Annotated in this window: 25 protein-coding genes; 15 read left to right on the top strand and 10 right to left on the bottom strand. The window is 42.2% G+C overall.

Annotation, left to right across the window (positions count from 1 at the left end):
• Positions 1-86: 86 nt before the first annotated feature.
• Entirely contained in the window at positions 87-404 is a 318-nt protein-coding gene (locus PN447_RS07340; RefSeq protein ID WP_271731279.1) for a hypothetical protein, read from the bottom strand.
• 1,006 nt (positions 405-1,410) lie between these two features.
• Between PN447_RS07340 and PN447_RS07335 the strand changes: the two genes are divergently transcribed.
• The 4 genes from PN447_RS07335 (at position 1,411) to PN447_RS07320 (ending at position 3,938) form a co-directional block, all read left to right on the top strand.
• Positions 1,411-1,776, top strand: coding sequence for a Mo-dependent nitrogenase C-terminal domain-containing protein (locus tag PN447_RS07335; RefSeq protein ID WP_271762047.1), 366 nt, complete (start codon positions 1,411-1,413; stop codon positions 1,774-1,776).
• 22 nt (positions 1,777-1,798) lie between these two features.
• Entirely contained in the window at positions 1,799-2,071 is a 273-nt protein-coding gene (locus PN447_RS07330; RefSeq protein ID WP_271762045.1) for a cupin domain-containing protein, read from the top strand.
• A 665-nt stretch (positions 2,072-2,736) separates the two neighbouring features.
• Complete coding sequence (locus tag PN447_RS07325) at positions 2,737-3,102, top strand: pentapeptide repeat-containing protein (protein WP_271762044.1); 366 nt, start codon at positions 2,737-2,739, stop codon at positions 3,100-3,102.
• A gap of 98 nt (positions 3,103-3,200) precedes the next feature.
• Positions 3,201-3,938 (top strand): creatininase family protein, encoded by a 738-nt coding sequence (locus tag PN447_RS07320; protein WP_271762143.1) that lies wholly within the window; start codon positions 3,201-3,203, stop codon positions 3,936-3,938.
• Positions 3,939-4,109: 171 nt separating this feature from the next.
• Here PN447_RS07320 and obgE read toward each other — a convergent pair whose 3' ends face one another.
• The gene (obgE, locus tag PN447_RS07315; RefSeq protein WP_271762042.1) at positions 4,110-5,138 is read right to left on the bottom strand and encodes a GTPase ObgE; all 1,029 of its coding nucleotides are present in this window, start codon (positions 5,136-5,138) and stop codon (positions 4,110-4,112) included.
• Between the two features lie 259 nt (positions 5,139-5,397).
• Here obgE and PN447_RS07310 point away from each other — a divergent pair, with 259 nt between their 5' ends.
• The gene (locus PN447_RS07310) at positions 5,398-5,547 is read left to right on the top strand and encodes a hypothetical protein (protein WP_271762040.1); all 150 of its coding nucleotides are present in this window, start codon (positions 5,398-5,400) and stop codon (positions 5,545-5,547) included.
• A gap of 133 nt (positions 5,548-5,680) precedes the next feature.
• On the top strand, positions 5,681-6,823 hold the full coding sequence (locus PN447_RS07305) for a glutamate--cysteine ligase (protein WP_271762038.1): 1,143 nt from the start codon (positions 5,681-5,683) through the stop codon (positions 6,821-6,823).
• 42 nt (positions 6,824-6,865) lie between these two features.
• Here the strand turns inward: PN447_RS07305 and PN447_RS07300 are convergent, their stop codons facing one another.
• Together PN447_RS07300 and PN447_RS07295 are read right to left on the bottom strand one after the other, a co-directional pair.
• Positions 6,866-8,701 carry a peptidoglycan D,D-transpeptidase FtsI family protein gene (locus PN447_RS07300; RefSeq protein ID WP_271762036.1) on the bottom strand — a complete coding sequence of 612 codons (1,836 nt, stop codon included), beginning with the start codon at positions 8,699-8,701 and terminating at the stop codon, positions 6,866-6,868.
• 97 nt (positions 8,702-8,798) lie between these two features.
• Positions 8,799-9,401 (bottom strand): hypothetical protein, encoded by a 603-nt coding sequence (locus tag PN447_RS07295; RefSeq protein ID WP_271762035.1) that lies wholly within the window; start codon positions 9,399-9,401, stop codon positions 8,799-8,801.
• A 520-nt stretch (positions 9,402-9,921) separates the two neighbouring features.
• Here PN447_RS07295 and PN447_RS07290 point away from each other — a divergent pair.
• From PN447_RS07290 to glgB, 4 genes are all read left to right on the top strand, one after another.
• Positions 9,922-10,089 carry a hypothetical protein gene (locus PN447_RS07290; RefSeq protein WP_271762150.1) on the top strand — a complete coding sequence of 56 codons (168 nt, stop codon included), beginning with the start codon at positions 9,922-9,924 and terminating at the stop codon, positions 10,087-10,089.
• 355 nt (positions 10,090-10,444) lie between these two features.
• Positions 10,445-11,119 carry a glutathione S-transferase family protein gene (locus tag PN447_RS07285; protein WP_271762034.1) on the top strand — a complete coding sequence of 225 codons (675 nt, stop codon included), beginning with the start codon at positions 10,445-10,447 and terminating at the stop codon, positions 11,117-11,119.
• A gap of 10 nt (positions 11,120-11,129) precedes the next feature.
• A complete protein-coding gene (locus PN447_RS07280; RefSeq protein WP_271762033.1) occupies positions 11,130-11,450 on the top strand; it encodes a hypothetical protein in 321 nt (106 codons plus the stop codon).
• Between the two features lie 323 nt (positions 11,451-11,773).
• Complete coding sequence (gene glgB / locus PN447_RS07275; protein WP_271762141.1) at positions 11,774-14,065, top strand: 1,4-alpha-glucan branching enzyme; 2,292 nt, start codon at positions 11,774-11,776, stop codon at positions 14,063-14,065.
• Between the two features lie 71 nt (positions 14,066-14,136).
• Here the strand turns inward: glgB and PN447_RS07270 are convergent, their stop codons facing one another.
• A complete protein-coding gene (locus PN447_RS07270) occupies positions 14,137-14,793 on the bottom strand; it encodes a DUF3386 domain-containing protein (RefSeq protein WP_271762032.1) in 657 nt (218 codons plus the stop codon).
• A 102-nt stretch (positions 14,794-14,895) separates the two neighbouring features.
• Here PN447_RS07270 and PN447_RS07265 point away from each other — a divergent pair, with 102 nt between their 5' ends.
• The gene (locus tag PN447_RS07265) at positions 14,896-15,561 is read left to right on the top strand and encodes a LuxR C-terminal-related transcriptional regulator (protein ID WP_271762030.1); all 666 of its coding nucleotides are present in this window, start codon (positions 14,896-14,898) and stop codon (positions 15,559-15,561) included.
• A gap of 7 nt (positions 15,562-15,568) precedes the next feature.
• Here the strand turns inward: PN447_RS07265 and hisB are convergent, their stop codons facing one another.
• Together hisB and fabI are read right to left on the bottom strand one after the other, a co-directional pair.
• Positions 15,569-16,219, bottom strand: a complete 651-nt coding sequence (hisB, locus tag PN447_RS07260; RefSeq protein ID WP_271762140.1) for an imidazoleglycerol-phosphate dehydratase HisB — start codon at positions 16,217-16,219, stop codon at positions 15,569-15,571.
• 144 nt (positions 16,220-16,363) lie between these two features.
• Positions 16,364-17,140, bottom strand: a complete 777-nt coding sequence (gene fabI, locus PN447_RS07255) for an enoyl-ACP reductase FabI (RefSeq protein ID WP_271762029.1) — start codon at positions 17,138-17,140, stop codon at positions 16,364-16,366.
• 375 nt (positions 17,141-17,515) lie between these two features.
• On the opposite strand from fabI, the gene ntcA reads away from it, so the two are divergent.
• From ntcA to PN447_RS07240, 3 genes are all read left to right on the top strand, one after another.
• The gene (ntcA, locus tag PN447_RS07250; RefSeq protein WP_271762028.1) at positions 17,516-18,187 is read left to right on the top strand and encodes a global nitrogen regulator NtcA; all 672 of its coding nucleotides are present in this window, start codon (positions 17,516-17,518) and stop codon (positions 18,185-18,187) included.
• A 189-nt stretch (positions 18,188-18,376) separates the two neighbouring features.
• Entirely contained in the window at positions 18,377-19,762 is a 1,386-nt protein-coding gene (locus tag PN447_RS07245; protein WP_271762027.1) for a DUF3084 domain-containing protein, read from the top strand.
• Between the two features lie 46 nt (positions 19,763-19,808).
• Positions 19,809-20,252, top strand: a complete 444-nt coding sequence (locus PN447_RS07240) for a pre-16S rRNA-processing nuclease YqgF (protein WP_271762026.1) — start codon at positions 19,809-19,811, stop codon at positions 20,250-20,252.
• A 120-nt stretch (positions 20,253-20,372) separates the two neighbouring features.
• Here PN447_RS07240 and PN447_RS07235 read toward each other — a convergent pair whose 3' ends face one another.
• Positions 20,373-20,636, bottom strand: coding sequence for a DUF3146 family protein (locus PN447_RS07235; protein WP_271762025.1), 264 nt, complete (start codon positions 20,634-20,636; stop codon positions 20,373-20,375).
• Between the two features lie 87 nt (positions 20,637-20,723).
• Between PN447_RS07235 and pdxH the strand changes: the two genes are divergently transcribed.
• Positions 20,724-21,368 (top strand): pyridoxamine 5'-phosphate oxidase, encoded by a 645-nt coding sequence (gene pdxH / locus PN447_RS07230; RefSeq protein WP_271762023.1) that lies wholly within the window; start codon positions 20,724-20,726, stop codon positions 21,366-21,368.
• Positions 21,369-21,409: 41 nt separating this feature from the next.
• On the opposite strand, the gene PN447_RS07225 is transcribed toward pdxH, so the two are convergent.
• Entirely contained in the window at positions 21,410-22,312 is a 903-nt protein-coding gene (locus tag PN447_RS07225; protein WP_271762022.1) for a DUF3153 domain-containing protein, read from the bottom strand.
• 102 nt (positions 22,313-22,414) lie between these two features.
• Positions 22,415-23,191 carry a Uma2 family endonuclease gene (locus PN447_RS07220; protein WP_271762020.1) on the bottom strand — a complete coding sequence of 259 codons (777 nt, stop codon included), beginning with the start codon at positions 23,189-23,191 and terminating at the stop codon, positions 22,415-22,417.
• Positions 23,192-23,568: the final 377 nt, after the last annotated feature.

Below are 23,568 nucleotides of genomic sequence, written 5' to 3'. Positions count from 1 at the left end.
TTTAAACTGAGCGATGCCTCCGCCGGGCGCGGTGCGCCATCGCTCTTGTTGACGATTTTTGTGGTACTGAGTTTAAATCCCAGAAATCAGCTAGTTGCTTCCACTGGTTTTTGCTGAGAAATATTCCCCGGTATTGGTTCGGTTTTCGTTCCTGGAGATACAGCTGTGACTTCAATATGGTTGAATAACGTGGTGACAAATGCAAATAGCAAGAATGGTAGGGACAACAAAACTATGAGACCTACAGTTGCTAAAGCATATACAGGACGTTTAGCACCCATTAAAGCTAAAGCCGATGCTAAACTGACAGTGATTGTAATTAGCCAAACAATTATTTGACCGTAGATATCACCAAAGGTCAGGGTACAGACAAAACGGTATTTTTGAAAATTACTCTTGTCCATCATGTTTTATATTTGTTCCACTTCTCTCCTATAGGTTCTACGTTAAAGCCATGTTTGGCTTGCAGTCAATTTCTCAATATTTTGGCAAATTTTGTAATATCACTTAACAATAGTTATTTGAGTTACGAGGTTTCACGTACTTAGAGGATGTTTGATAAGTTTTCAACAGCTAATTTTTATCTTAGGGAACAGGGAACACCGGAAGGATTGGGGAACACACCGAACACGGTATGGCTAACGCCACGCTATCGCTATCGACTTCGCTCACCGACCACACAAAAAACAATAAAATCCAGTTCCCTCCCCTTACAAGGGGAGGGTTAGGGTGGGGTCAAACAGGGGTCAAGCAATATTTGATACACTAATCATGACTTGACAAACATCCTCTTAGGCCTAGCAACCACCCGCGCTGGAAGAAATTAATAAATTCATCAGAGTGCTTGTGAGGTGAAAATGCTTCTAGCTATGGTCAGTCTCAGTGGCACAATAGGTTAGTTTGTACTTATCAAAGGATATGGCGGGGGATATTAAATAATATCCGACGGTAGTTTTGTAGCAAAGACGACAATTTTTATGATATCAGGGGACTAAAATAAATTAAAGTCAAGGAATAACTACAAATCCAGCCTAGCTGGAACGAAGGTTACACCCTGCTTGTGACTACCAAAGTAGAATTACAACTACTGAGCAGTTTCTCACGCATAAATTTAAATTTAATCTGGGGGATCACTATGTTCAAGAGCAAGAACTAATAAGTATAAGTTAACGGAATACCATTTTTATATTTTCTTTGTTATTTTGTATTTAACGGGACAGTTATTCATTATCCAGTGAGCTAAATATAAAGTGAGTGAACTATTTACCAGGAAAGTCTATGCAAATTACTCACTTTGTGATTGTCCTCGTTTGATTTATCAACACAAGACAAATCCCGGATATAGATGGCATGGTAAAATTCCCAATCGGCAAATAGTTTATCAATACAAGGAACACCTTGGTCATAACTATGGTTAAGACAAATAATCAGCATATTATCCTACCTGCTTTTATCAAAGCTGTAGAAGTGGAAGCAAGTGAGAATGTAGGTAGCAACAATAAATTTACTCGACGCAAATTCTACTTACTGCAACCATTACGTAAAAGGCTAGACAAGATTGAAATTAAAAATCGCGACTTTGCTCACTTTATTGCTAAAATGATTCCGGCTCAGTGTCCTTTCGAGCGCGACGTCATGCTATTTGGGCGCAAAATAGCCCACATCCCCCCTCTGTGTAAGCTTAATCCACTGTATGATGAATTTGTCGGCCTGCGCTTTCGCGCTTTGTGTTATTTAGTAGATGAGTGTGGAGAGGACATTCAATCTTACTGCTAAATCCTAACTGAGAAAACATGGTATGGAAATTAAAATTGAGCATCAACCAAGTCAAGTGCGCCTCAACCAGTTGGGTGTGTTTCAGTGGGAAATTTGGCAGAAAGAAATATCCAAATTTACCTGGACTTATGATACTCAAGAAACTTGTTATTTTTTGTTAGGTGATGTCGTTGTTACCCCCGATGGTGGACAACCGGTGAAAATAGGAAAGGGTGATTTAGTGACTTTTCCGGCTGGTATGTCTTGTATATGGGAAATCACCAGCGACGTGAAAAAACATTACTGTTTTGATTAGTTAAGAGCCAAGAATCATGAATGAATTTCCTGGTCTTTTGGTTTCTTTCATCCTCCAGAATGCAAACATCTCCACAGTGACTAGGAATTAAATAGAAGGATAGGAGACATGGTGGTGCTGTGTCTCCTATTATTTTTAATATGAGAGTTATCAGGTAAATAAAATGCATATTTATTGATTTATGTGTTTGTTATTTAAGTAAAAATAAGTAAGTAATTCAAGGTATTTTGTGAGGAAAATGTCGATAAAACAGCCTCTAGATACGCTTATAAGGAAGTGAATGACAATAACTATAACTATAACTATAACTATATGTTAAAGCCTTTTTCAGGCTAATGAAGTACACATCAATTGCCTGTTCCCTATTCCCTATTCCCTGTTCCCTGTTCCCTGTTCCCTCAAACTAAACAACTTTGTACCTCACGAGCATGGGAAATGCTATATCTAGCATAGTATACTTTATTGCCATCAATTATTAATAACAATTGTTATTGCTGTTTTATGATTCTCCTGAACATAATTTCAGATATTACTCCTGTTGTTTGATAAAAAAAGTCATTTTTTATTCTTATTTCAAAAAATACTTGTATTTTGAATATATTTTGAATATATATAATTTCCCCAGTTAAAATGCAAGTATAAATGACAAGCATCAAAAGTTGATCATGCTAACTGAAGACAATTTAGAAAGTCTGCAAGAGGTTGTGGCAATTTGGAATGAGTGGAGGCGGAAATATCAAGGTGCAGAAGCTAACTCCTATGGCGCCAAGCTGATTAACGCTAACCTAAGTTACGCAAACCTAAATGGGGCTGACTTACATCGCGCTAACTTGAGAGGAGCTAACTTGAAAGGGGCGAATCTGAGCGGGGCGAATCTGACTGGGGCGAATCTGACTGGGGCGAATTTATCCCAATCAAACACAATGGCCGCAAACTTCCATAACGCCACTCTGACAGGTGCTTGTATCCAAGACTGCAATTTTCATGGTGCAACAAAACTAGATGCAGCAATTTGTGAATATGTTGATTGAGAATTAGCTGCGGATCTGATATAAATTCTCATCCAGTAGTAGAGGAATTTTCTAAAATGCTAGAAATTGGATATTCCCAAACTAAATTCTCTCACACAATGTTACTACATTTAAGCACCTGGCAAGAAGTTGAAACCTATTTACAAGAATCTCAGGGTATTATTATCCCCATTGGATCCACAGAACAACATGGACCCACAGGGTTAATTGGTACTGATGCTATTTGTGCAGAGGCGATCGCTGGTGGCGTTGGTGAAGCAACTCAAGCAATGGTTAGCCCTACAATCAATGTGGGCATGGCATTACATCATACCGCTTTTCCCGGTACAATAAGCCTACGTCCAAGTACATTGATTCAGGTAGTCAGAGACTATATTACTTGTTTAGCTAAAACTGGTTTTACTAAGTTCTATTTTATCAATGGACACGGTGGTAACATTGCCACCCTGAAAGCTGCATTCTCAGAAACCTATGCGCACTTGGAAAATTTGCAGATTAGCAACGCCCAATGTCAACTTGCTAACTGGTTTATGTGCAGTTCTGTATATAAACTTGCCAAAGAATTATATGGTGATCAAGAAGGCTCCCATGCTACCCCCAGCGAAGTAGCCGTTACCCAGTATATTTATCCACAATCTATTAAAAAAGCATCTCTGACACCAGAAGTTGCTCTTGGACATAAAATTTATGGTGCAACTGACTTCCGCAGACGCTATCCAGATGGACGCATGGGTTCAAATCCGGCTTTAGCAACACCAGAACACGGTCAGCAGTTTTATGATTTGGCGGTGACAGAACTCAGTACAGGATATTTAGAGTTTTTGAAAGCCCAATAGTATGGCTAGTCGTTAAGTTTACATGGTGGGCTACGGCGCGGTGGCTACATATACTTATATGTTTAATTTTATGCCTAACCCACCCCAGATGGTTACTACAAACTCTTATATTTTGCGTGGCTTACCCATGAATGTTCTTTACATCTTTGTATTGAGCTTAAACACTGGCCTTTACCGCAAAATCTCTACCTCTTCAGCCACATTCATCTGGTCAAGGACTCCCCAAACTTGCTGTAACATTGGTTCTAACCCAGCGCGGGTAACTGCGGAGATTAAGAACACAGGACAAAGGGATAGGTGATGAAGTTGAGCCCCTAGGGCTTCTAAATCCACTGTGTCCCTGTCCACCGCATCAATTTTATTCAGCGCTAAAATTTGGGGACGCTTTGCTAAACCTCGTCCATAGGCTTGCAACTCTTCCTTAATTATCTTGTATTCACCAATCACATCTTCGCTAGTTGCATCAATGAGGTGTAGCAGAACCTTTGTGCGTTCAATGTGGCGCAAAAAATCGTATCCCAAACCCGCACCCTGAGAAGCACCTGCAATTAAACCGGGAATATCAGCAAAAACAGTACCATCACCAGTAGGTTTTCTGACTACACCCAAATTAGGGATGAGAGTTGTAAAAGGATAGTCAGCAATTTTGGGACGTGCGGCTGATAGAGATGAAATTAGCGTAGATTTACCAGCATTGGGTAAGCCAATAATTCCTACTTCCGCCAAAAGTTTTAACTCTAGGCGTATTACCTTCATTTCTCCTGTGAGTCCAGGTAAAGCATATTCTGGAGCGCGGTTACGGTTACTCAGAAAATGCTGATTTCCTAGTCCACCTTTTCCACCTTCAGCAACCCGAAAACTTTGTCCAGGCTCAATTAAATCACATAGCAAAGCCCCTGTACTGGCATCATATACAGAAGTACCGCAGGGAACTTCGATGATTAAATCCTTACCATTAGCGCCGGTACAGTTATTTGGTCCACCACGTCCACCATTATCAGCTTTAAAAAGATGCTTGTATCGAAAGTCCAGCAAAGTTTGTAGGTTAGTATCCACAACAAAAATCACCGAACCCCCTCGTCCCCCGTTTCCACCAGATGGACCCCCTGCTGGTACGTATTTCTCACGTCGGAAGGCGACGATACCATCCCCACCTTTACCCGCTTCAACTTCGATTACCGCTTGGTCAATAAATTGCATAATTTAGTTATTTATCATTGGTCATTGGTCATTAGTCCTCTGGAACGTTACCAATTGATTTCAGGTATCCGTTACTTTGAGTTCTAGTTCATTGGTTGTTAGCTTTAATACATCTAATTGTTCATTTGTTAACAGGTTACGATTATATGCTGCTATGAGCCAGTGCTGATTTTTCTACAAAGACACCCTAGCTATTTTGACGAAAAGACTATTTCTTTGATAACTTCCTGTTCATAAACCTTCTGCTATATTCCCACCAATGTTATCTGCTCAACGAATTATTTATTTACCTAGTGTATCTTGGTCTAATGGCTGCCAAGCATTAACCATTTTGCAGACAATTGATCAACCCGTAATTTTAGAAACCTCCCACTTGACTAAACTAGCAAATTCCCAGACTCCAAATTAACATAAATTTCTAGTACAATTTACTACAAATTTGATAAATTAATTAATGGAAAAGTATCTCGGACAGATTACTACATAAGATATAAGTAGCAGTAACCTAACTAGACAGCCCAACTAACTGTAATCAAGTATACATGAAAGTTTATTTTGGCATTGAGCATGAAGTCGCTTTCCTCAACCACGAAGGAAAATTTGCTGATTTTTCCCAAACTAAATTCGCTGAGTTTAATCAAATTGTCGAAAAACTGCCCACGTACCCCAACGATTATTCACAATTGCGCGTTGGGGATGCTGGTATTCGGCAAAAGAGATGGTATATTGAGGGTTTTGAAAGATTTGCTAATTCTGAAAAGGTGATAGACTGTATACCCAAAGGTATCGAAATCAGAACCACTATCCACTCTGATATTTCAGGTGCTTTAACTGAATTATCACAAAGTTTTCAATTACTGCGTGAAGTAGCTGCTGGCTATGGTTTTTCACCTGTTTTAACTAGTTTTAACCCCTATAAGACTGTATTTGAACCTCAACCACCTTTAAATGATTATGAACTCCAACAGTTACAGACTTATCCTGATGAACAAACCGCCAATATTTACATGGTAACTTATGGTCCAGATTTAAATATCTCAGTGCCAGATTTACCAATTGAAAATGTGATTGATATTGGCAAGAAGTTAACCTATTATAGTCCCTATATAGTTCCTTTTAGTTATAGTTCCCCTTTTTATAATGGGGGATTATGGGATGGTTTGTCAGTGAGAACTTTTTTCAGAACGGGAAAAAGATCGGCAGCACTGGTGTTTGTCGAAAAGGAAGAACAACTCATTAATAGCGTACCATCATTGACAAAAATCGCCCGTATTCCTGCTGAAGTAGGACGCATTGAATTTAAAGCTTTTGATAGTTGTGATGACTTTTCTATCTATGGGGCGTTGTTGGCATTATTGAAAGGTTTGATATTGGATAAAAGTTTACCAGGTAGAGCAATTAGGCCTAACGCGACTTTACACCAAATCTCTGCAAAAAAAGGCTTTGATTATCCAGATATTTGTGCTAATGCTACACAGCTTTTACAAGTAGCTGAGGTTTCCTTGAAGGATGATTCAGATATTCAGTTATTAACACCATTAAAAGATATACTAGCAAAACGCAGAACTAAATCCCATGAACTAATAGCGGCTTACCAAAGTGTCGGTTCAATTGAACAAGCACTGCAAAATACCTACGCCCACCCTAGCATAGGGAGTAGGACAAATGAACAACCTCACCTTTAGGGGCAATTCATAGAATTGCCCCTAGATAATTTAGTCTTTTATTTAGGAATTTGTATTGGTTGACTGACTGGGTGGGATACCTTCAATGGTAATCAACCCCTCGATTACAGTTTTGACGATTGGTGCGGCCACAGTAGAACCATAAGCATTTGTGCCTTGTGGCTCATCCACTACCGCAAAAACTACATACCGGGGAGATTCTACCGGTAAAATACTTACGAAGCTAGTTATGCGCGCATTTGGGAGATAGCCACCATTTGGACTCGCTTTTTGAGATGTACCGGTTTTACCACCAATGCGATAACCGGGAATTTTGGCACTACTACCAGTACCTTCTGATACTACAGTTTCCATCATTTCCACTACCTTTTGAGTTGTGGTTGCTGAGAAAATTTGGCGTGTTGTGGGCAGATCAGGTGCATAATGCATCTGGCCTTTACTGTCCACCAACCCTTGCACTACATGGGGTGTGACTAATTTACCCCCATTCGCTAAAGCGCCATGCATTTGCACCAACTGTAACGGTGTTAAAGCAAAACCTTGCCCAAAGGATGTAGTTGCTGCTTCAATGGGTGAACTGAGAAACTGTCTTGAACCTTTGAGCCGTCCCCCCACTTCAAAAGGCAAATCTGTATCGACTGTTTCCCCTAGTCCCAAACGTTGTAGCCAATTGTAATAAACTTGTGGTTGTATGCGTTCAATGATCCGCACCATGCCAATATTGCTAGAAGTTTGTAATATCTGTGCAATGTTAATATTGCCATAACTCTTATGACCTGCATTTCTAATCGTGTGCTTACCTATTTGAATAGAACCGGGGTCATTAAACACATCATCTGCTTTAATTACGCCATTCTCTAGGGCGATCGCCACATTCAAAGGCTTAAAAGTCGATCCCGGCTCATAAAGATCAGCTACTGTCCAGTTTCTAAATAGGGAAATATCAGCACTAGAGTATTCATTGGGGTTATAGGTAGGATAAGAAGTCAGAGCTAGTAAAGAACCGTCTGAAGCATCCATAACAATTACCGCGCCGCGTTTAGCCTGAAACTTCTCTATCTGTTTTTCTAAAGCAGTACCGGCGACCCTTTGCAACCGGCTATCAATAGTTAATTGCAGTCGCAGGTCATCGAAATTTAAAAATCCTTCCGGTGCATGAATTGGTAGAAGTCTACCATTACCAGCCTTACTCAGCCGCGCTGTCTGCGCGGAACGTTCTAATAAATTCTCTTGACTGTATTCCACACCAGCCTGACCCCTACGGTCAAGATTGACGTAGCCCACCACGTCCGCAACCACATTCTTTTGCGGGTAATATCGGGAGTATTTTTGAATCAATTCTAAGCCATTTAAGCGCAATGATCTCACACGCCCAGCACTTACTTCGGGTAAGCCGGAAGCAAGTGTAATCCCACTCCTGCGACTTTCAAAAGTTTTCACCAATTCAGCCGGGGGTTTGTCGAGTATGGGAGCGAGTTGTTCTGCCATTTGTTTATTAGACTGACCAAACAGCTTAGGATGGGCATATAAGGTATATACAGGTCGGTCAACAGCTAATACACTATTAGTGCGATCTACCACTAGGCGACGGGGAACGAAAGGTCGTAAATTCACCATTTGCTGGTTACGCGCCTTCTCGGTTAACTTTGCTCCCTGGATAATCTGCAACTGATATAAATTAATAGCCAACCCCAAGCCTGCGGTCATTAATATGCCCCAAACCACGAACAGCCGGGGTCTGGTATTGGATATCTGGTCTTGAGGATTAGAGGTGAACCTAAACCTCTGTATAAATGCCAGGATAGAAGACTTTCCTCGCCTTCTAAATGCTGAATTTTGAAAATTTCTCAATTTTAGTTTACCGGGTGACTTCTGCATTTACCTGCTCAGTATTAGTTATCAGTTATTAGGAACAGCCGGATTCCCCTAAGTGCATCATTCAGGGTTGAAATCCTGTACTCCCGCTTTGATAACTCTAATATCCTAGTGGTAAGGGAGTGTTTTGCGGCTTTTCCATATTTAGTGCTGTGCCAGGGGGTGTAGCATCAGAACTAGAAGATGGAGATGCTGCGGGCAAAAAAATTGTTCTGGCTGGTGTTGGTGACACTAGCCCAGTGCCTTCCTCTTCTGCTTCTTCAGCCATTTTGTTCTTGAGGGTAGCGTTAGTTGTGGTTAACTGCCGTTCATAAAGTTTCAGGTTTTGTAGCCTGTTATATTCGTGACTCCACAGTTGTTGAGAATATACTATCCAACCATACACAAACAAAGTTGCTGCTACCAATAAAAACGTCACTACGGAGGAATAACGATGTGATGTGTACAAGCGCAGTAACCAAAAAGGTCCAGATCCCGAATTAGGCATCACAGGTAAGCTACCTTCCCCTAGCTTCTGATTTTTCTGGGTTGTTCTATTTGACTGACTTTCCACCCGTGAGACTCGTTGTTTAGCGACTTCAGGCAATGGATGAGTCGTAGAAACCGGCAACTTCTTTACAGCACGCCGTTGTCTTTTTGAGGATACTGGCAAAGGTACATCTACAGGTGTAGATGTACTCCCAGCGGTTGATCCTAGAGGCATGGGAGGCCTCTCCCCCTTGGATGGGGTAGGATTTATTCGGAACCAAAGACCTGTTTTGGGAACAGGCGATTTACGCACAACAGCCATATAATATGTTTTTAGATGGAAAATACAGTGTTTTAAACCTTTAGCCTGTTTGGCCTCAGGCGACAATCCTCGTCTGATACTTCACTGCACTAATGATGGCATTAGCAGGGTATTGTAATACCTGTCACTGGTAGGCAGCAATGTGCCATTTCAAGTATGGCAACACAAGGCAGCAAGGCACAAGAGCCTTCTAAAATAAAGAATTTTCATCTGATGTCTTGTTTGTCCGCCTTGATTTTGGCTATCTGCTGACTGGAGTCCCGAAGCAGAGAAATTAATCACCCTCTTGCATAATCAATCAGCCTCAAAAAATCAGCCGAAAGTATTGCTTTTGAAAATCTCAGCACAAGACATTTTTAAAATTAGCAACAAATAGGTTATGTTATACAACAGGCTATTTTTTTATTGCCATTTTCTGGTGAAAGAGGAGTTTATGTTGAAAACAAAAATCTTTGGTTTTGTTCTAATGTTAGGGTTGGCTGCGGTTCTTGGAGCCTGTGAGCCTGGGACTGAGCCTGAAACTCCACCAGTGACTCCCACTCCTGGTGAACCCACTGACGGTGCTACTCCTGCCCCCGCACCCGGTACCAATCCCCAATAAATTTTGACTCAGTAAATCGCCCCCAAGAAAATTAAAAAAGGTATAATCTATTACTGAATTTGGTAAATTTTTTTGGGGCGGTTATACAACATCTTTTTGTCAAATAGACTGAAAACTTTAATTAAATTAGCAGGCAAATGGTACTGGTTAATATAATTGCAAATGTAACCAGGTTTCATGGTGGTGGCTTACGGAAAAATTATCAGATGTATTAATCAGTTATTTATGCAACTTCTTGAGTTGGTAATTTACGTAAGTCATACTCCTGCTATAGTGCTGAAATAAACATACTTTCTTGGCAAGTTGCATATTTAAAGGCATAAAATTAATCCTCATAGCGGGGCAAAGTAGCTTTATGTTGCTACTACAATTTAGTACATCCCATTACTGTCGCAAAGCTCGTCTGGCGCTGGGCTATAAGCAAATTAATTATAAAACTGAAAATCTGACTCCTGGGTGGCATATCCTGCGAGTTAAGCCGCTAACAGGTTTGAAGACTTTACCTGTGTTGTTACCACTGGAGGGTCAACCCAATGCGATCGCTGACTCTACCGAAATTTTAAAATTCCTGGAAACTTATCAACCACAACCGTCCTACTTCTTACCCGACCATCAACAGCAGACAGAAGCGTGGATGTTAGAGGATTGGTTGGATGAAAGCATTGGTACAGCCACCAGGTTTGTATACTATCAGTTTCGGGCTGGGGAAGGCAAGGAAATTGACCCTTCACTGGTTAGTCAGATGGTAATTTCAGTAGTCCGCCAACAATATGGTATCAACCAAACTACTGTGGAATTGGCTAAAAAGAGACTTGCTATTGCCTTTTCAGAGTTATCTATTCGCTGGCAAAAAAATGACTACTTAGTAGGTAATCAGCTAAGTGTGGCAGACATTAGCGCAGCTGCTTTGCTGAGTCCTTTAGCACTGATTCCTGAGTATCGTCAAGGATATCCCTGGTTATTTGAGCGCATTGTGCAAGTCCACCAACTGTGTCATGAACCATTAGCACCAGGGTTGAGTGATGGTTAGGATGAAGGTAATGGGGAGAAAAAAAATAGTATTTTGGGTTGTGAGTATTAGTACTACCCTTTTGTTAGGCTGGAGTGGCCATTGGGGAACAAGTGCGATCGCATTACCCCCACCCGAAGATATACCAGAAGAAATATTGCGGAGGGAAATTATTCTAGACGCGCGATCGCCAGTGGACGGTAAAGCCCTGAATCCTGCCGAATACGCAGAATTACAAGAACAGCTACAAGTAAGTCCTCCACCCAAACTGAATGCCGATTTACGACAAACCATTTACTTGATAAGATTACGTAAGGCATTACTACAAATTTTCCCCTTCTTAGATATTTGAAGTAATTATAGCGAAAATGCCGAAAAACCTTGATAACCAGGCGCATATCCCCGTGTTTAAATAGTGGGGATCAAGGCACACCTTTCTCACTTATTACTAACTTTAGGTAAATTTGAGCAGATTTTGAGTGACAGTCGTTAAACCCCAATCTCCAGTGACCATTCTGATGTAGGATAACGGTGACGACAAAATTACAAATAAATTTAGAACCATAAATTTAGAACCATAAATTTAGTTCTTTCTGGGGAAAACCCAGATCTACTCTCTAGGGTCAGCAATGGGAGTAACTCACTCAATTACTGTATTCAAATCTAGGTAGCTTCATCTCTATGACCACAATTATCCCAGAACAGGTTAACCGTATAGTTGGGAATCAGCATCACGATCCCTTTGAAATACTAGGTTCTCATTGCATAGAACAAAATGGCAAAAAAGTCTGGGCTGTGCGAGCCTACCTACCAAATGCGACTGCAGCATCGGTAATTCTTCCTGAGGATCGTCAGGAATACCCAATGGAGACAGTACATAATCCACATTTTTTTGAATGCATAATTGAAACAGCGGAACTGACAAACTACCAGTTACGGATTAAAGAAGGTGAGCATGAGCGTGTCACCTATGACCCATACGCCTTCCGGTCTGCGAAACTAACAGACTTTGACTTACATTTGTTTGCCGAAGGCAATCATCACCGAATATACGAAAAAATGGGATCCCATCCCACAGAGATCAATGGTGTTAAAGGTGTTTATTTTGCCGTTTGGGCTCCCAATGCTCGTAATGTTTCCTTGCTAGGAGACTTCAATCTGTGGGACGGGCGTAAACACCAGATGCGCAAAGGCTCCACCGGCGTTTGGGAATTATTCATTCCTGAAATCGGCGTAGGAGAGCATTACAAGTATGAAATTAAAAATTTTGAAGGGCATATTTACGAAAAATCCGATCCCTATGCTTTCCAACAGGAACCCCGTCCCAAAACTGCCTCCATTGTCACTAATTTAAATACTTACACTTGGAGTGACCAAGACTGGATGGAAAAGCGTCGTCACACCGACCCCCTGACCCAACCAGTCTCCGTCTACGAAGTGCATTTAGGCTCTTGGTTACACGCTTCTAGTTCAGAACCAGCTAAATTACCCAATGGTGAGACAGAACCCGTAGTTATAGTTTCAGAACTCAAACCAGGCGCACGCTTCCTCACCTATAGAGAACTAGCAGACCGACTGATCCCCTATGTCAAAGAATTGGGGTACACCCATTTAGAACTGCTACCCATTGCGGAGCATCCCTTTGATGGGTCTTGGGGTTATCAAGTAACTGGATATTATGCCCCCACTTCACGTTTTGGCAGCCCCGAAGATTTCATGTATTTTGTTGACAAATGCCACCAAAACGATATTGGTGTAATTGTCGATTGGGTTCCCGGTCACTTTCCTAAAGATGGTCATGGTTTAGCTTTCTTCGATGGTACTCACCTTTATGAGCACTCCGACGCGCGCAAAGGAGAACACAAAGAATGGGGTACTTTAGTTTTCAACTACAATCGCCACGAAGTTAGGAACTTTCTAGTAGCTAATGCCCTCTTTTGGTTTGATAAATACCATATTGATGGTATTCGCGTTGATGCTGTGGCTTCCATGCTTTACCTAGACTATTGCCGCAAAGCAGGAGAATGGCTACCTAACCAATACGGCGGTAGAGAGAACTTAGAAGCCGCAGATTTTATGCGTCAAGTTAATCACATTATCTTTAGCTATTTCCCAGGTATTCTTTCGATTGCAGAAGAATCCACTTCCTGGCCTATGGTGTCCTGGCCTACCTACACAGGCGGACTAGGGTTTAATTTAAAGTGGAATATGGGCTGGATGCACGATATGCTGGACTACTTCAGTATGGATCCGTGGTTCCGCCAGTTCCATCAAAATAATATTACCTTTAGTATGTGGTATAACCACAGTGAGAACTTCATGCTGGCTTTGTCCCATGATGAAGTGGTACATGGTAAGAGCAATATCATCGGCAAAATGCCCGGTGATACATGGCAGAAGTTAGGCAATGTCCGTTGTTTATTTAGCTATATGTTTGCTCACCCAGGCAAGAAAACAATGTTTATGAGCATGGAGTTCGGCCAATGGAGTGAGTGGAATGTCTGGGCAGATTTGGAGTGGCAATTATTACAATATCAAGACCACCAACAATTAAAGCAGTTTTTCCAGGATCTAAACCTTCTCTACCGTTCTGAACCAGCTTTATATACTCAGGATTTCGCCCAAGATGGCTTTGAGTGGATTGATTGTAGCGATAACCGTCATAGTGTCGTTTCTTTTATCCGTCATGACAAGGATTCTGATGATTTCATTGTGGTGATTTGCAACTTCACTCCCCAACCACATTCTCACTACCGCATTGGTGTACCAGAGGAAGGATTTTATACCGAGTTGTTTAACAGTGATGCCCGTCCCTATGGCGGCAGTAATATGGGTAACTTAGGTGGTAAATGGACTGATAATTGGTCTTTACATAGTCGTCCTTATTCCCTCGATTTATGTCTACCACCTTTGGGTGTGTTGATGCTGAAGTTGGATCGGCACAAAACATCTGAGGGAATGGTGTAATACATTCCCCTGATCCCCCGCTGAACGGAAATAAGAAGCGATCGCTTCTTATTTCTCTTGAAAAATTCAACTTAAACCGTAACAGGTGACAAAAGTTGAATGTTGGAGAAGACAAACTCTTGAGTGGAAATTTTTCCATCTGTTTGAGTGCGTATTTCCCGACGATTTAAAACAAAATATGCGCCAACTTTTTCATATTCATCGGTAAACTCACTTCTCCCACCTTTTTGTTGCCCTGTTTTGGGATCGTGGTATACAGAATCATAGGTATGGGACAAATAACCCGCCCCAGTGTCATGGCTGCTAAAAGTGTTAATTGTCACAAAAGTACCGTGAATTAAACGGTGGACGTGGCAAACCTCATTATTGCGAACCTTATATTTATCGCCTTCAGATTTACCACCAACTAAAATTTCAGTTGCACCAGTCTCGTCAGTTTCTCCATAGCTGAATTTATTCTCACAGTGAGTGTCCTCAAAGCTGCGACGGACGCGGTGAATGGCAATTTCCCACGCCTGTCCGTGAATGGCTTTCTTTGCTTGCTCATCTTCTACCCCCAACACTTCCGCCTTGAGGTTAGCATCGATGACAACTTGACCTGTAAATAGTTGGTCATCATATTTATAAGTAATATCTGCGCTATAACCGGGAAAACTCTTGTCCCAAGTGTAGCGATTTTCATAAGCAGCCCGGAAAAGTTCCTGAGCGGAAAGTTTTGTAATTGTCATCTACTTCTCCCAGAGTGACTAGCTATATTAGCGTTTTATCTTGGCTGGTATTAGCATAGAAGTAAATATGAAGCTTTGCATAGTCCCCAAGTGGGTACACTTATGCCTAATTCTCTTTCCCTTATATTTCAAGCGATCGCAAATGTCAGCAACGAGCAGGAACTACGAGTGGCGCTCATGGATAAAATTGGTGAGTATTTTGGCGTCCAACATTGCGGGATCTATCTCATCAATGAACAGCCAAATGCGGTTAATGTTCAGGCTATTCCCGCCGTATGTATGGAAAACAATCCAGTTGGTCGTTATGTAGTGGAACGACACGCTCCCGCCCATGAACAATTAATACTATCACCAGGAGATTGGAAACATTTTTGTCCCCGTCATGACCATGAACACGTGATGACTGGGCCAATTGTTTGCGATGGTCGTCTAGTGGGGACATTAAACTTAGCTCGCGATCAAGGGACTGATCCCTTTAATGGCGATGACTTAGCTGACTTAAGCGCTTTGTGCATTCATTTATCAGCAAAACTTGCCACTCTCAGAGCCAAAGAAGCAAAAATATCCAATTCACTGTTAGTCAGTCCCTTAACCGCGCGTGAGCTAGAAATTGCTGAGTTGGTAGCACAGGGGTTAACCAATGCCGAAATTGGTGGACAACTCTGGATCACACAGAATTCTGTCAAGCAAGCTTTAAAACGGATGTTTCGTAAGCTTGGTGTTTCAACTCGTACAGAAATGGTCGCAAAACTACATTTTATCTGCTAGTTAACTCCTACAGAATACCCTTAGAACTGGGAATGTTACCAGCCCGACGGGGGTCAATTTCCACCGCCATTCGGGTTGCTCTGGCAAAAGCTTTAAATGTTGCCTCAATAATATGATGGGAGTTAATGCCATCCAGTTGACGAATGTGTAATGTCATTTGGCTATGGTTAACCAATGCTACAAAGAATTCCCGTACTAGCTGAGTGTCATAGGTTCCCACTCGCTGGGTGGGAATTTCCAAGCCATAACTCAGATGAGGTCTGCCAGAAAAGTCCAGCACCACTTGCACTAAAGCTTCATCCAATGGTGCCAGAAAATTACCAAAACGAGTAATACCTTTCCTGTTACCTAGGGCTTGACTGAAAGCTTGCCCTAAAGTGATACCCACATCTTCATTCGTGTGGTGATCATCAATTTCCCAGTCTCCCCGGGCTTGTACATTTAAGTCAATCAGCCCATGGGAGGAAATTTGATGCAACATATGATCTAAAAATGGAATCCCAGTTGCTGCTGTGCAGATGCCTGTACCATCCAAGTTAATAGTAACTTTTATATCAGTTTCGCCAGTGGTGCGATGAATCGAGGCTATGCGAGCAGTGTGAGTCGAATTAATTTGGCCTTGGAGTGAGTCCTTGCCGAAGGTATCGCTTGTTTGCATAGGTGGAGAATCGGGAATGGGGAATGGGGAAATCACAGACCCTATGGAGGGCGCATGACTGATGAGTGATGCTTGGTAACTGTATTTTGTCGGTTAACCGCCAACCGTCAACCGTCAACCGTTAACCTTAACAATGATTAATTATTACATTCCCATGATTTCATATCCTGCATCTACATACAAAACTTGTCCTGTAATGCCACTGGCTAAATCGCTAGACAAGAAAGCAGCAGTATTGCCCACTTCTTGCTGAGTAACAGTGCGTCGCAGGGGAGCTACTTCTTCTACATGGTGAATCATATCTAAAATTCCGCCTACTGCTGAAGATGCTAATGTGCGTATCGGCCCGGCGGAAATGGCATTCACCCGAATATTGTGTGGTCCGAGTTCAGCCGCCAAATAACGTACACTAGCTTCTAATCCGGCCTTAGCTACTCCCATGACGTTGTAGTTAGGAATTGCCCTGACACCACCCAGATATGTGAGGGTGATGATACTACCCCCTTCGGTCATCAGCGGTTTAGCCGCACCGCTTAACTGCACTAGTGAGTAGGTGCTGATTTCTAAGGCTGTTTTGAACCCAGAACGTGAGGTTTGGCTAAATCCACCGGTCAAATCCTCTCTGTTAGCGAAGGCCAGACAGTGGATGAGAATGTCCAATCTTCCCCACTGATCTTGAACTGCTTCAAAGGTAGATTTCACCTGTTCGTCATCTTGCACATTACAGGGAACAAATAAGCTGGGGTTGAGAGGTTCTACCAATTCCGCCACCTTTTTCTCCATCTTACCTCGCTCATCTGGTAGGTAGGTAATACCCAAGTTAGCTCCGGCTTGATGCAGTTGTTGAGCAATCCCCCAGGCAATGGAACGGTTATTGGCAATCCCTGTAACTAAGGCGTTTTTTCCAGTCAGATTCAGCATAGAAATTGTGAATGAGATCAATCATTAGGAGCATACTAGAATCTGCGCCGAGTTGCTCTTGGTTTGGCACATCATTTGCACAAATGATCATTTAGGGGACTGTTTTCTGAAAACTTTCTCTAGATAATCCTGAATATATTCTCAAGATATCGTGAATTTTTTGGGGAAAAACCTGATGACCTTAACTGTGTAAGTACTTATAACAACTACTAGCTAAAAAGATGAAAAATTATGTATCATTATGAACAAATAACGATGAAGTTATGGGTTTGAGTATAGGAATGTACAGAAAGGTTGACGGTGCTTTATTGATTTTTCAGGTGTATTCTTAGGTAATCAGTTTTTGTTTTTCCGGCATTGGGTAGGGGAAGGGAGATGATCGTGACACAAGATAAAGCCCTAGCAAATGTATTTCGTCAGATGGCGACCGGAGCATTTCCTCCAGTTGTAGAAACATTTGAACGCAATAAAACAATATTTTTTCCCGGCGATCCTGCTGAACGAGTTTATTTTCTTTTGAAGGGTGCTGTGAAACTTTCCAGGGTATATGAGGCAGGAGAGGAAATAACGGTAGCACTGCTGCGGGAAAATAGTGTTTTTGGTGTGTTGTCATTACTGACGGGAAATAAGTCTGATAGATTTTACCATGCAGTCGCATTTACGCCTGTAGAGTTACTGTCAGCCCCCATTGAACAGGTGGAGCAAGCCTTTAAGGAAAATCCAGAATTATCAATGTTGATGCTGCGAGGCCTATCTTCGCGGATTTTACAGACAGAGATGATGATTGAAACCTTGGCTCACCGGGATATGGGTTCGAGATTGGTAAGTTTTCTGTTAATTCTTTGTCGTGATTTTGGTGTTCCTTGTGCGGATGGGATTACGATTGATCTGAAGTTATCTCATCAGGCGATCGCTGAGGCAATTGGTTCAACTCGGGTAACGGTCACTAGGTTATTAGGGGACTTGCGTGAGAAACAAATGATTTCTATCCACAAAAAGAAGATTACGGTGCATAAACCTGTTACCTTAAGTAAGCAGTTCACTTAAAATCAATCGGGGGAGGTGGAGTGGTAAGGGTTGTGTTCTTCAAAATTACACCCATTGGGGATAAATCGAAAATTCTCAGTAGTTTCAGCTATTGCCTATCTGTCTTCCCCTACAAGATCATCCTTGAAAGTAGTAGGCTGTATCTGGAAGCATTATGCATCCGGCACACTACGTGAACGGTAGCTGAAGATGACCACCGGGTACATCCTGATCGCGGCAATTTTAATTTTGGGGGGCGTAATTGCCACCGTGGGCGATCGCATTGGCACACGAGTTGGCAAAGCACGCCTCTCACTATTTAACCTGCGTCCAAAAAAAACGGCTGTACTAGTAACTATATTTACTGGCGGCTTAATTTCGGCTTCAACATTAGGGATCTTATTTGCCGCTGATGAAGGATTACGGCAAGGGGTATTTGAGCTAGAAGATATTCAAAAAGACCTGAGAAACAAGCGGGAACAGCTCAAAATTGCCGAATCGGAGAAAAGCCAGGTAGAGGTTGAGTTAAGCACAGCTAGAATTGAACAAACTAAGGCGGAGCGACAGTTGCAGGTAATTAATAAGTCCTTACAAGCAGCTAACGCTAAACAAAAAGCAACACAAACTCAACTTCAACGTACCCAAACCCAGCTAGGTGAAGTAGTAAGTCAGTATCAACAAGCTTTAACTGAACTACAAAGCGTTTACGAGCAAAGACAAACACTCCAGCGGGCTATTGCACAACTGAGGGGAGAACGACAACGACTTTATGCCGAAGCTAAAACAGCAATAGAAGGGCGCGATCGCAAAATTACCCAACTTGATGCACTGATCAAAAAACGTAATCAAGAAATTGCCGCACGAGAGCAAGTAATCGCCACAAGGGAAGCCCTCCTCAAAGAATTAGAAAAACAACAGAATTTTTTAGAACAAGAAGTCGCAAGGCTAGAAAAGTATTATCAGTCATACCGTGACCTACGTCTGGGCAAACTCGCACTAGTTCGCAATCAAGTCCTGGCTGCGAAAGTGGTTCGCGTTAACCAACCTAGTGCAGCCCGTGAACTGGTAATACAACTGTTGCAAGCAGCTAACCAGAATGCCAACATTCAATTAACTGAACCCGGGGAAAATCCTACAAATAAACAGCTTATCGAGGTTAACCCAGAGAGGGTAGAACAACTGAGCCAGCAGATTAGCGATGGTCGAGAGTACGTTGTGCGAATTTTCTCTGCGGGGAATTACGTTCGCGGAGAAAAGCAAATAGAATTTTTTGCGGATGCAGCCCGAAATCAACTAGTGTTTTCCGAAGGCGAGGTATTAGCCACCACTACTGCTGACCCCAAAAAGATGACATCCTATCAGCTGTCCCAAAGACTAGATTTGCTGATTTCCGCTTCGGAATTTCGGGCGCGTAATGCTGGAATTGTGGAGGGTTTGTTAAGAGAAGGTACTCATTTACGCTTTTTCTTACAATTGAGACTATATGATCAACCTTTGGAAATTAAAGCGATCGCTATGGAGGACACTTATACAGCAGGTCCTTTAAGAATCAGGCTTTTAGCAATACTAAACGGAAAAGTAATTTTTAACACCTAAAAAAATAATTAAATCAAGCCATTGATGAAATTTCAGCGTATTGATTATGACTTTTAGTGAATTTTCACCCACACAACCAGTCATCTTAGGCTTCGACCCCGGTAAAGATAAGTGTGGTCTAGCAGTCATGGGACTAGATAGGCAATTGTACTATCACCAAGTTGTAACTGCACAAAAGGCCATCGCTACCATTGAAACCCTACGTCAACAGTTTCCCGTTTCCTTAATGGTCATGGGAAACCAAACCACTGCTAAACAATGGAAACAGCAATTGCGCGAAGCACTGGTAGAGCAGCTGAGTATCGTTTTAGTGGATGAGCGCTACAGCACCCTAGAAGCACGCGATCGCTATTGGCAGATGTACCCCCCCAAAGGGCTAACAAAACTCGTCCCCCAGGGTATGAGACAGCCACCACGACCCATAGATGATATTGTGGCCCTGCTCTTGATTGAACGGTACTTAAATCGCCTAACCACTAATGTTGATTAAGGGTTGAATTACATTACTCAGAGGATTAATATTTTGCTGGTTTCCTCCATATCAACTCACTCGCAATTCATCTCATCACTTCCGCTTCACGGTAAGACCAGAGGCTTCTTACTGTTTGAGCTAAAGTTCAGCCCTAATAGTAAAAGCATAATCCCCTCCCGGCTCTAACTGATAATCCTGTTGTTCTAAAAAACGACCAAGAGGTTCTTTAATCAAAGCGCGACCTTGGGAAGGCTTAACAGAAAGTTCTCCTCGGCGAAAATGCCATTGGAAATGCCACTCAAAGTTACCCGCACTTACTTCACCCTCAAGAAAGCCGAGTTGCCACGATTGACGGATAATTCTGACATGGGCTGTAGTTTCTGGAAGACGTTTGGCATTCACAATGCTTTGTGTTACTGGTGGAATTAAAGCCTAATCAATAGGCTACTTCTTTTATTTAGCAAACTTATCTAAAATATACAAACTCACATGGAAAAGACCGTAGCTGATCTTCGCAAGGATTACACCCTGCAAGATTTGAGCGAAACCGAAATTAACCCCAATCCTGTGATTCAATTTCAAAAATGGTTTGAACAAGCACTAGCAGCCCAACTTCCTGAACCCAATGCTATGACTCTGGCCACAGCTACACCAGACGGTAAGCCTTCAGCACGAATGGTACTACTCAAAGATTTTGATGAGCAAGGCTTTGTTTTATTCACTAACTACAATAGTCACAAAGGACAAGAACTAGCAGCAAATCCCCAAGCAGCTTTAGTATTTTGGTGGGCAGAATTGGAACGCCAAGTCAGAATTGTGGGGACTGTAGAGAAAATTTCCCCAGAACAGTCTGATAGCTATTTTGAGATGCGCCCCCCTAATAGTCGTTTGGGTGCATGGGCTTCTAATCAAAGTCAGGTAATTGTTGGTAGGGAAGTTTTAGAGCAACAACTGCAAGAATTCCAGCGCCAATATCAAAATCAGGAAGTTCCTAGACCTCCTCATTGGGGAGGCTACCGAGTCATTCCCACAGAAATTGAGTTTTGGCAAGGTCGCCCCAGTCGCCTGCATGACCGATTGCTCTATACTCGCTGGCATAATAGCAGTTGGAAAATTGAGCGCTTGTCACCTTGAAGAGTCGAGACTGGGAATTAGATTTTCCCAGTTTTTTTTGTTTATTCTGTGACTGGTACTTTAGTACTAGATGTAAACTGAACTCTGGGATCTGGCATGAAACTATATCTCAAATAAATTCCTCCCCAGATGAACAGGATAATTAACAAACCACCAATACCCAGGGGATTAGGTAACCAGAAAACTACTTCTATATGGGTTACCTGACCTGGTTGGATCTGCCATACTAATTCCCTGCCTTTTTTCTGGGGTGGGATAGCAGTTTCGTTTTGTTCAATATTTCTGGCTCCCCAAGGGGTATTTAAACTAAAATTGAGTTCTAGAATTGATTCAGTATCCGATAACACGTTGCCTCTACCGGCAATTAAGGAGAGCGATCGCAAGTCCAAATCATAAATTAATCGATTCCTGACTAACAAGAGAAAATTGTTTTGATCTATGAATAAATTTGATTCAATTTTCGGTGGTGCTGACTCCGATGATTGCTGTACACCCTCAGCTTTTTCATTTCCACGAGAGTTAAAAAAATCATTAAATTTCTCTTGCAACTCTTGACCATTACTGAAGGGAATTTTAACTATAATTTCTGAAGCAGAAATTCGTTGGGTTTTACCATCTAGTTGACGGGCACGACGTTCTATGCTAATTAACCATTCAGATACAGAATCGGCACTAAAGCTAGTGAGTCGTTCTCCCAATTTAATATGCTGTACCATTTCGCCACTGTTGGAGTGATGAAAATTAACCCCGGTATCGTACTCTACACACCCAGTCAACAGTAGTGATGTCAATATCACCAGCCACAAGATAGGATTTTTAATGGCAAATATCCGATGGATGAGATTCCTACCTATCAGCTTGACCACCAAAGCCATTTTTACTAAGACAAAACTTAATGCTCTAGTCAATCTCACGAAAATCTTGTTCAAAATAGGATGATTCATATAACGGTTGACGGTTGACGGTTGACGGTTGACGGAAGGGCGATCGCCTATGGTAATGCGATCGCTCCTCAGACCAGATGCTAAAATGTCCTATTGAGCAATCTAGGGTAAATTATCGGGGTCAATGCCCTGGGATTGTAAATAGGCTCTGAGTTTTTCCTTGGCTTGCCTTTCGGCTTCAGCGCGTTGGCTTTGCGCTTCAGCGCGTTGGCGTTCCTGCTCAATCTTCTCCACCGCCCAGGGTAATACATTCCCCGCCTGATCCCACCATCTCAACCAATAGCCGCTGCGTCCTCCCTTTTCTCCCATCCAAGTTCCCAAAAACAGCCCCATACTCTCTACCCAGTGACGCCCATTTTCATCTGGCTGTTTTAATTCATACTGGCCATTTTCTAACTGATAATATTCTATTAATCCTCCCTCTGGTTCAAAAATCACGTATACTGGTACTTGCAATATCTGCTGATAAAAAAACCATTTTCCCGGTGGGTAAGTAGGCTTAACGGAATATTCTCCCCCTTCTTTATCTGAGAGAAATTCCATGACTATGGCGGGGATATCTCCCTGTAAATGGGGTGTGTAACTTTTTCTATCTGGTAATATCTCTTTAACTGCGGGTACATATAACCAATCTGGGGCTTTAGCAATAAACTGCCCCTCTACGGTGGCACATAAGCCAAAATTGGTAGCAATTAACATTTGTGGCTGAATCCAACCGGTGATTTCTAAACTTTCCCTTAATGCTCCTGCTAATAGTGGTTGCCCTGTATTATCCACCGGTTCATCCTCTTTTAGGTCAAAATCAGGCGGTAACGGTTCCCAGGTGATAACCATTCCTGGAGGTGATGCGGTTTCACTAGTGCGAGTCGTTGTCACCATAAACACTACCTAATATTTATCATTATTATAGTTTTATTGGTTGATGGTTGACGGTTGACGGTTGACGGAAGGGCGATCGCCATGAAGCTCGGCAATTGGGAGCCGGGGGTTACGGAGCCAGGGGTTAGAAACCCCCGTCTAAAAGCTGAAGTCGGATTAATCCGACTGAGTGTTAAATATAACATTATAAATCCCATTAAGAACCATTGCCTAGAGTACCCTATTTAACCTAATAGTCCACTTCTAGTGGACTTTCGCTATCAGACGGGTAATTTATTACCCGGCTGCTTAGTGCAGCAGATATAGTGCGATCGCTGTCTTGTTGACTGTTGACTGTTGACGGAAGGGCGATCGCCCCTCAGACCAGATGCTAAAAT

Origin of the sequence: Anabaena sp. CS-542/02 (genome assembly GCF_028331085.1) — a bacterium.
Lineage (GTDB): Bacteria > Cyanobacteriota > Cyanobacteriia > Cyanobacteriales > Nostocaceae > Anabaenopsis > Anabaenopsis arnoldii.
The sequence above is the reverse complement of the archived record's forward strand: the minus strand, read 5'-3'. Positions and strand labels throughout refer to the sequence as shown.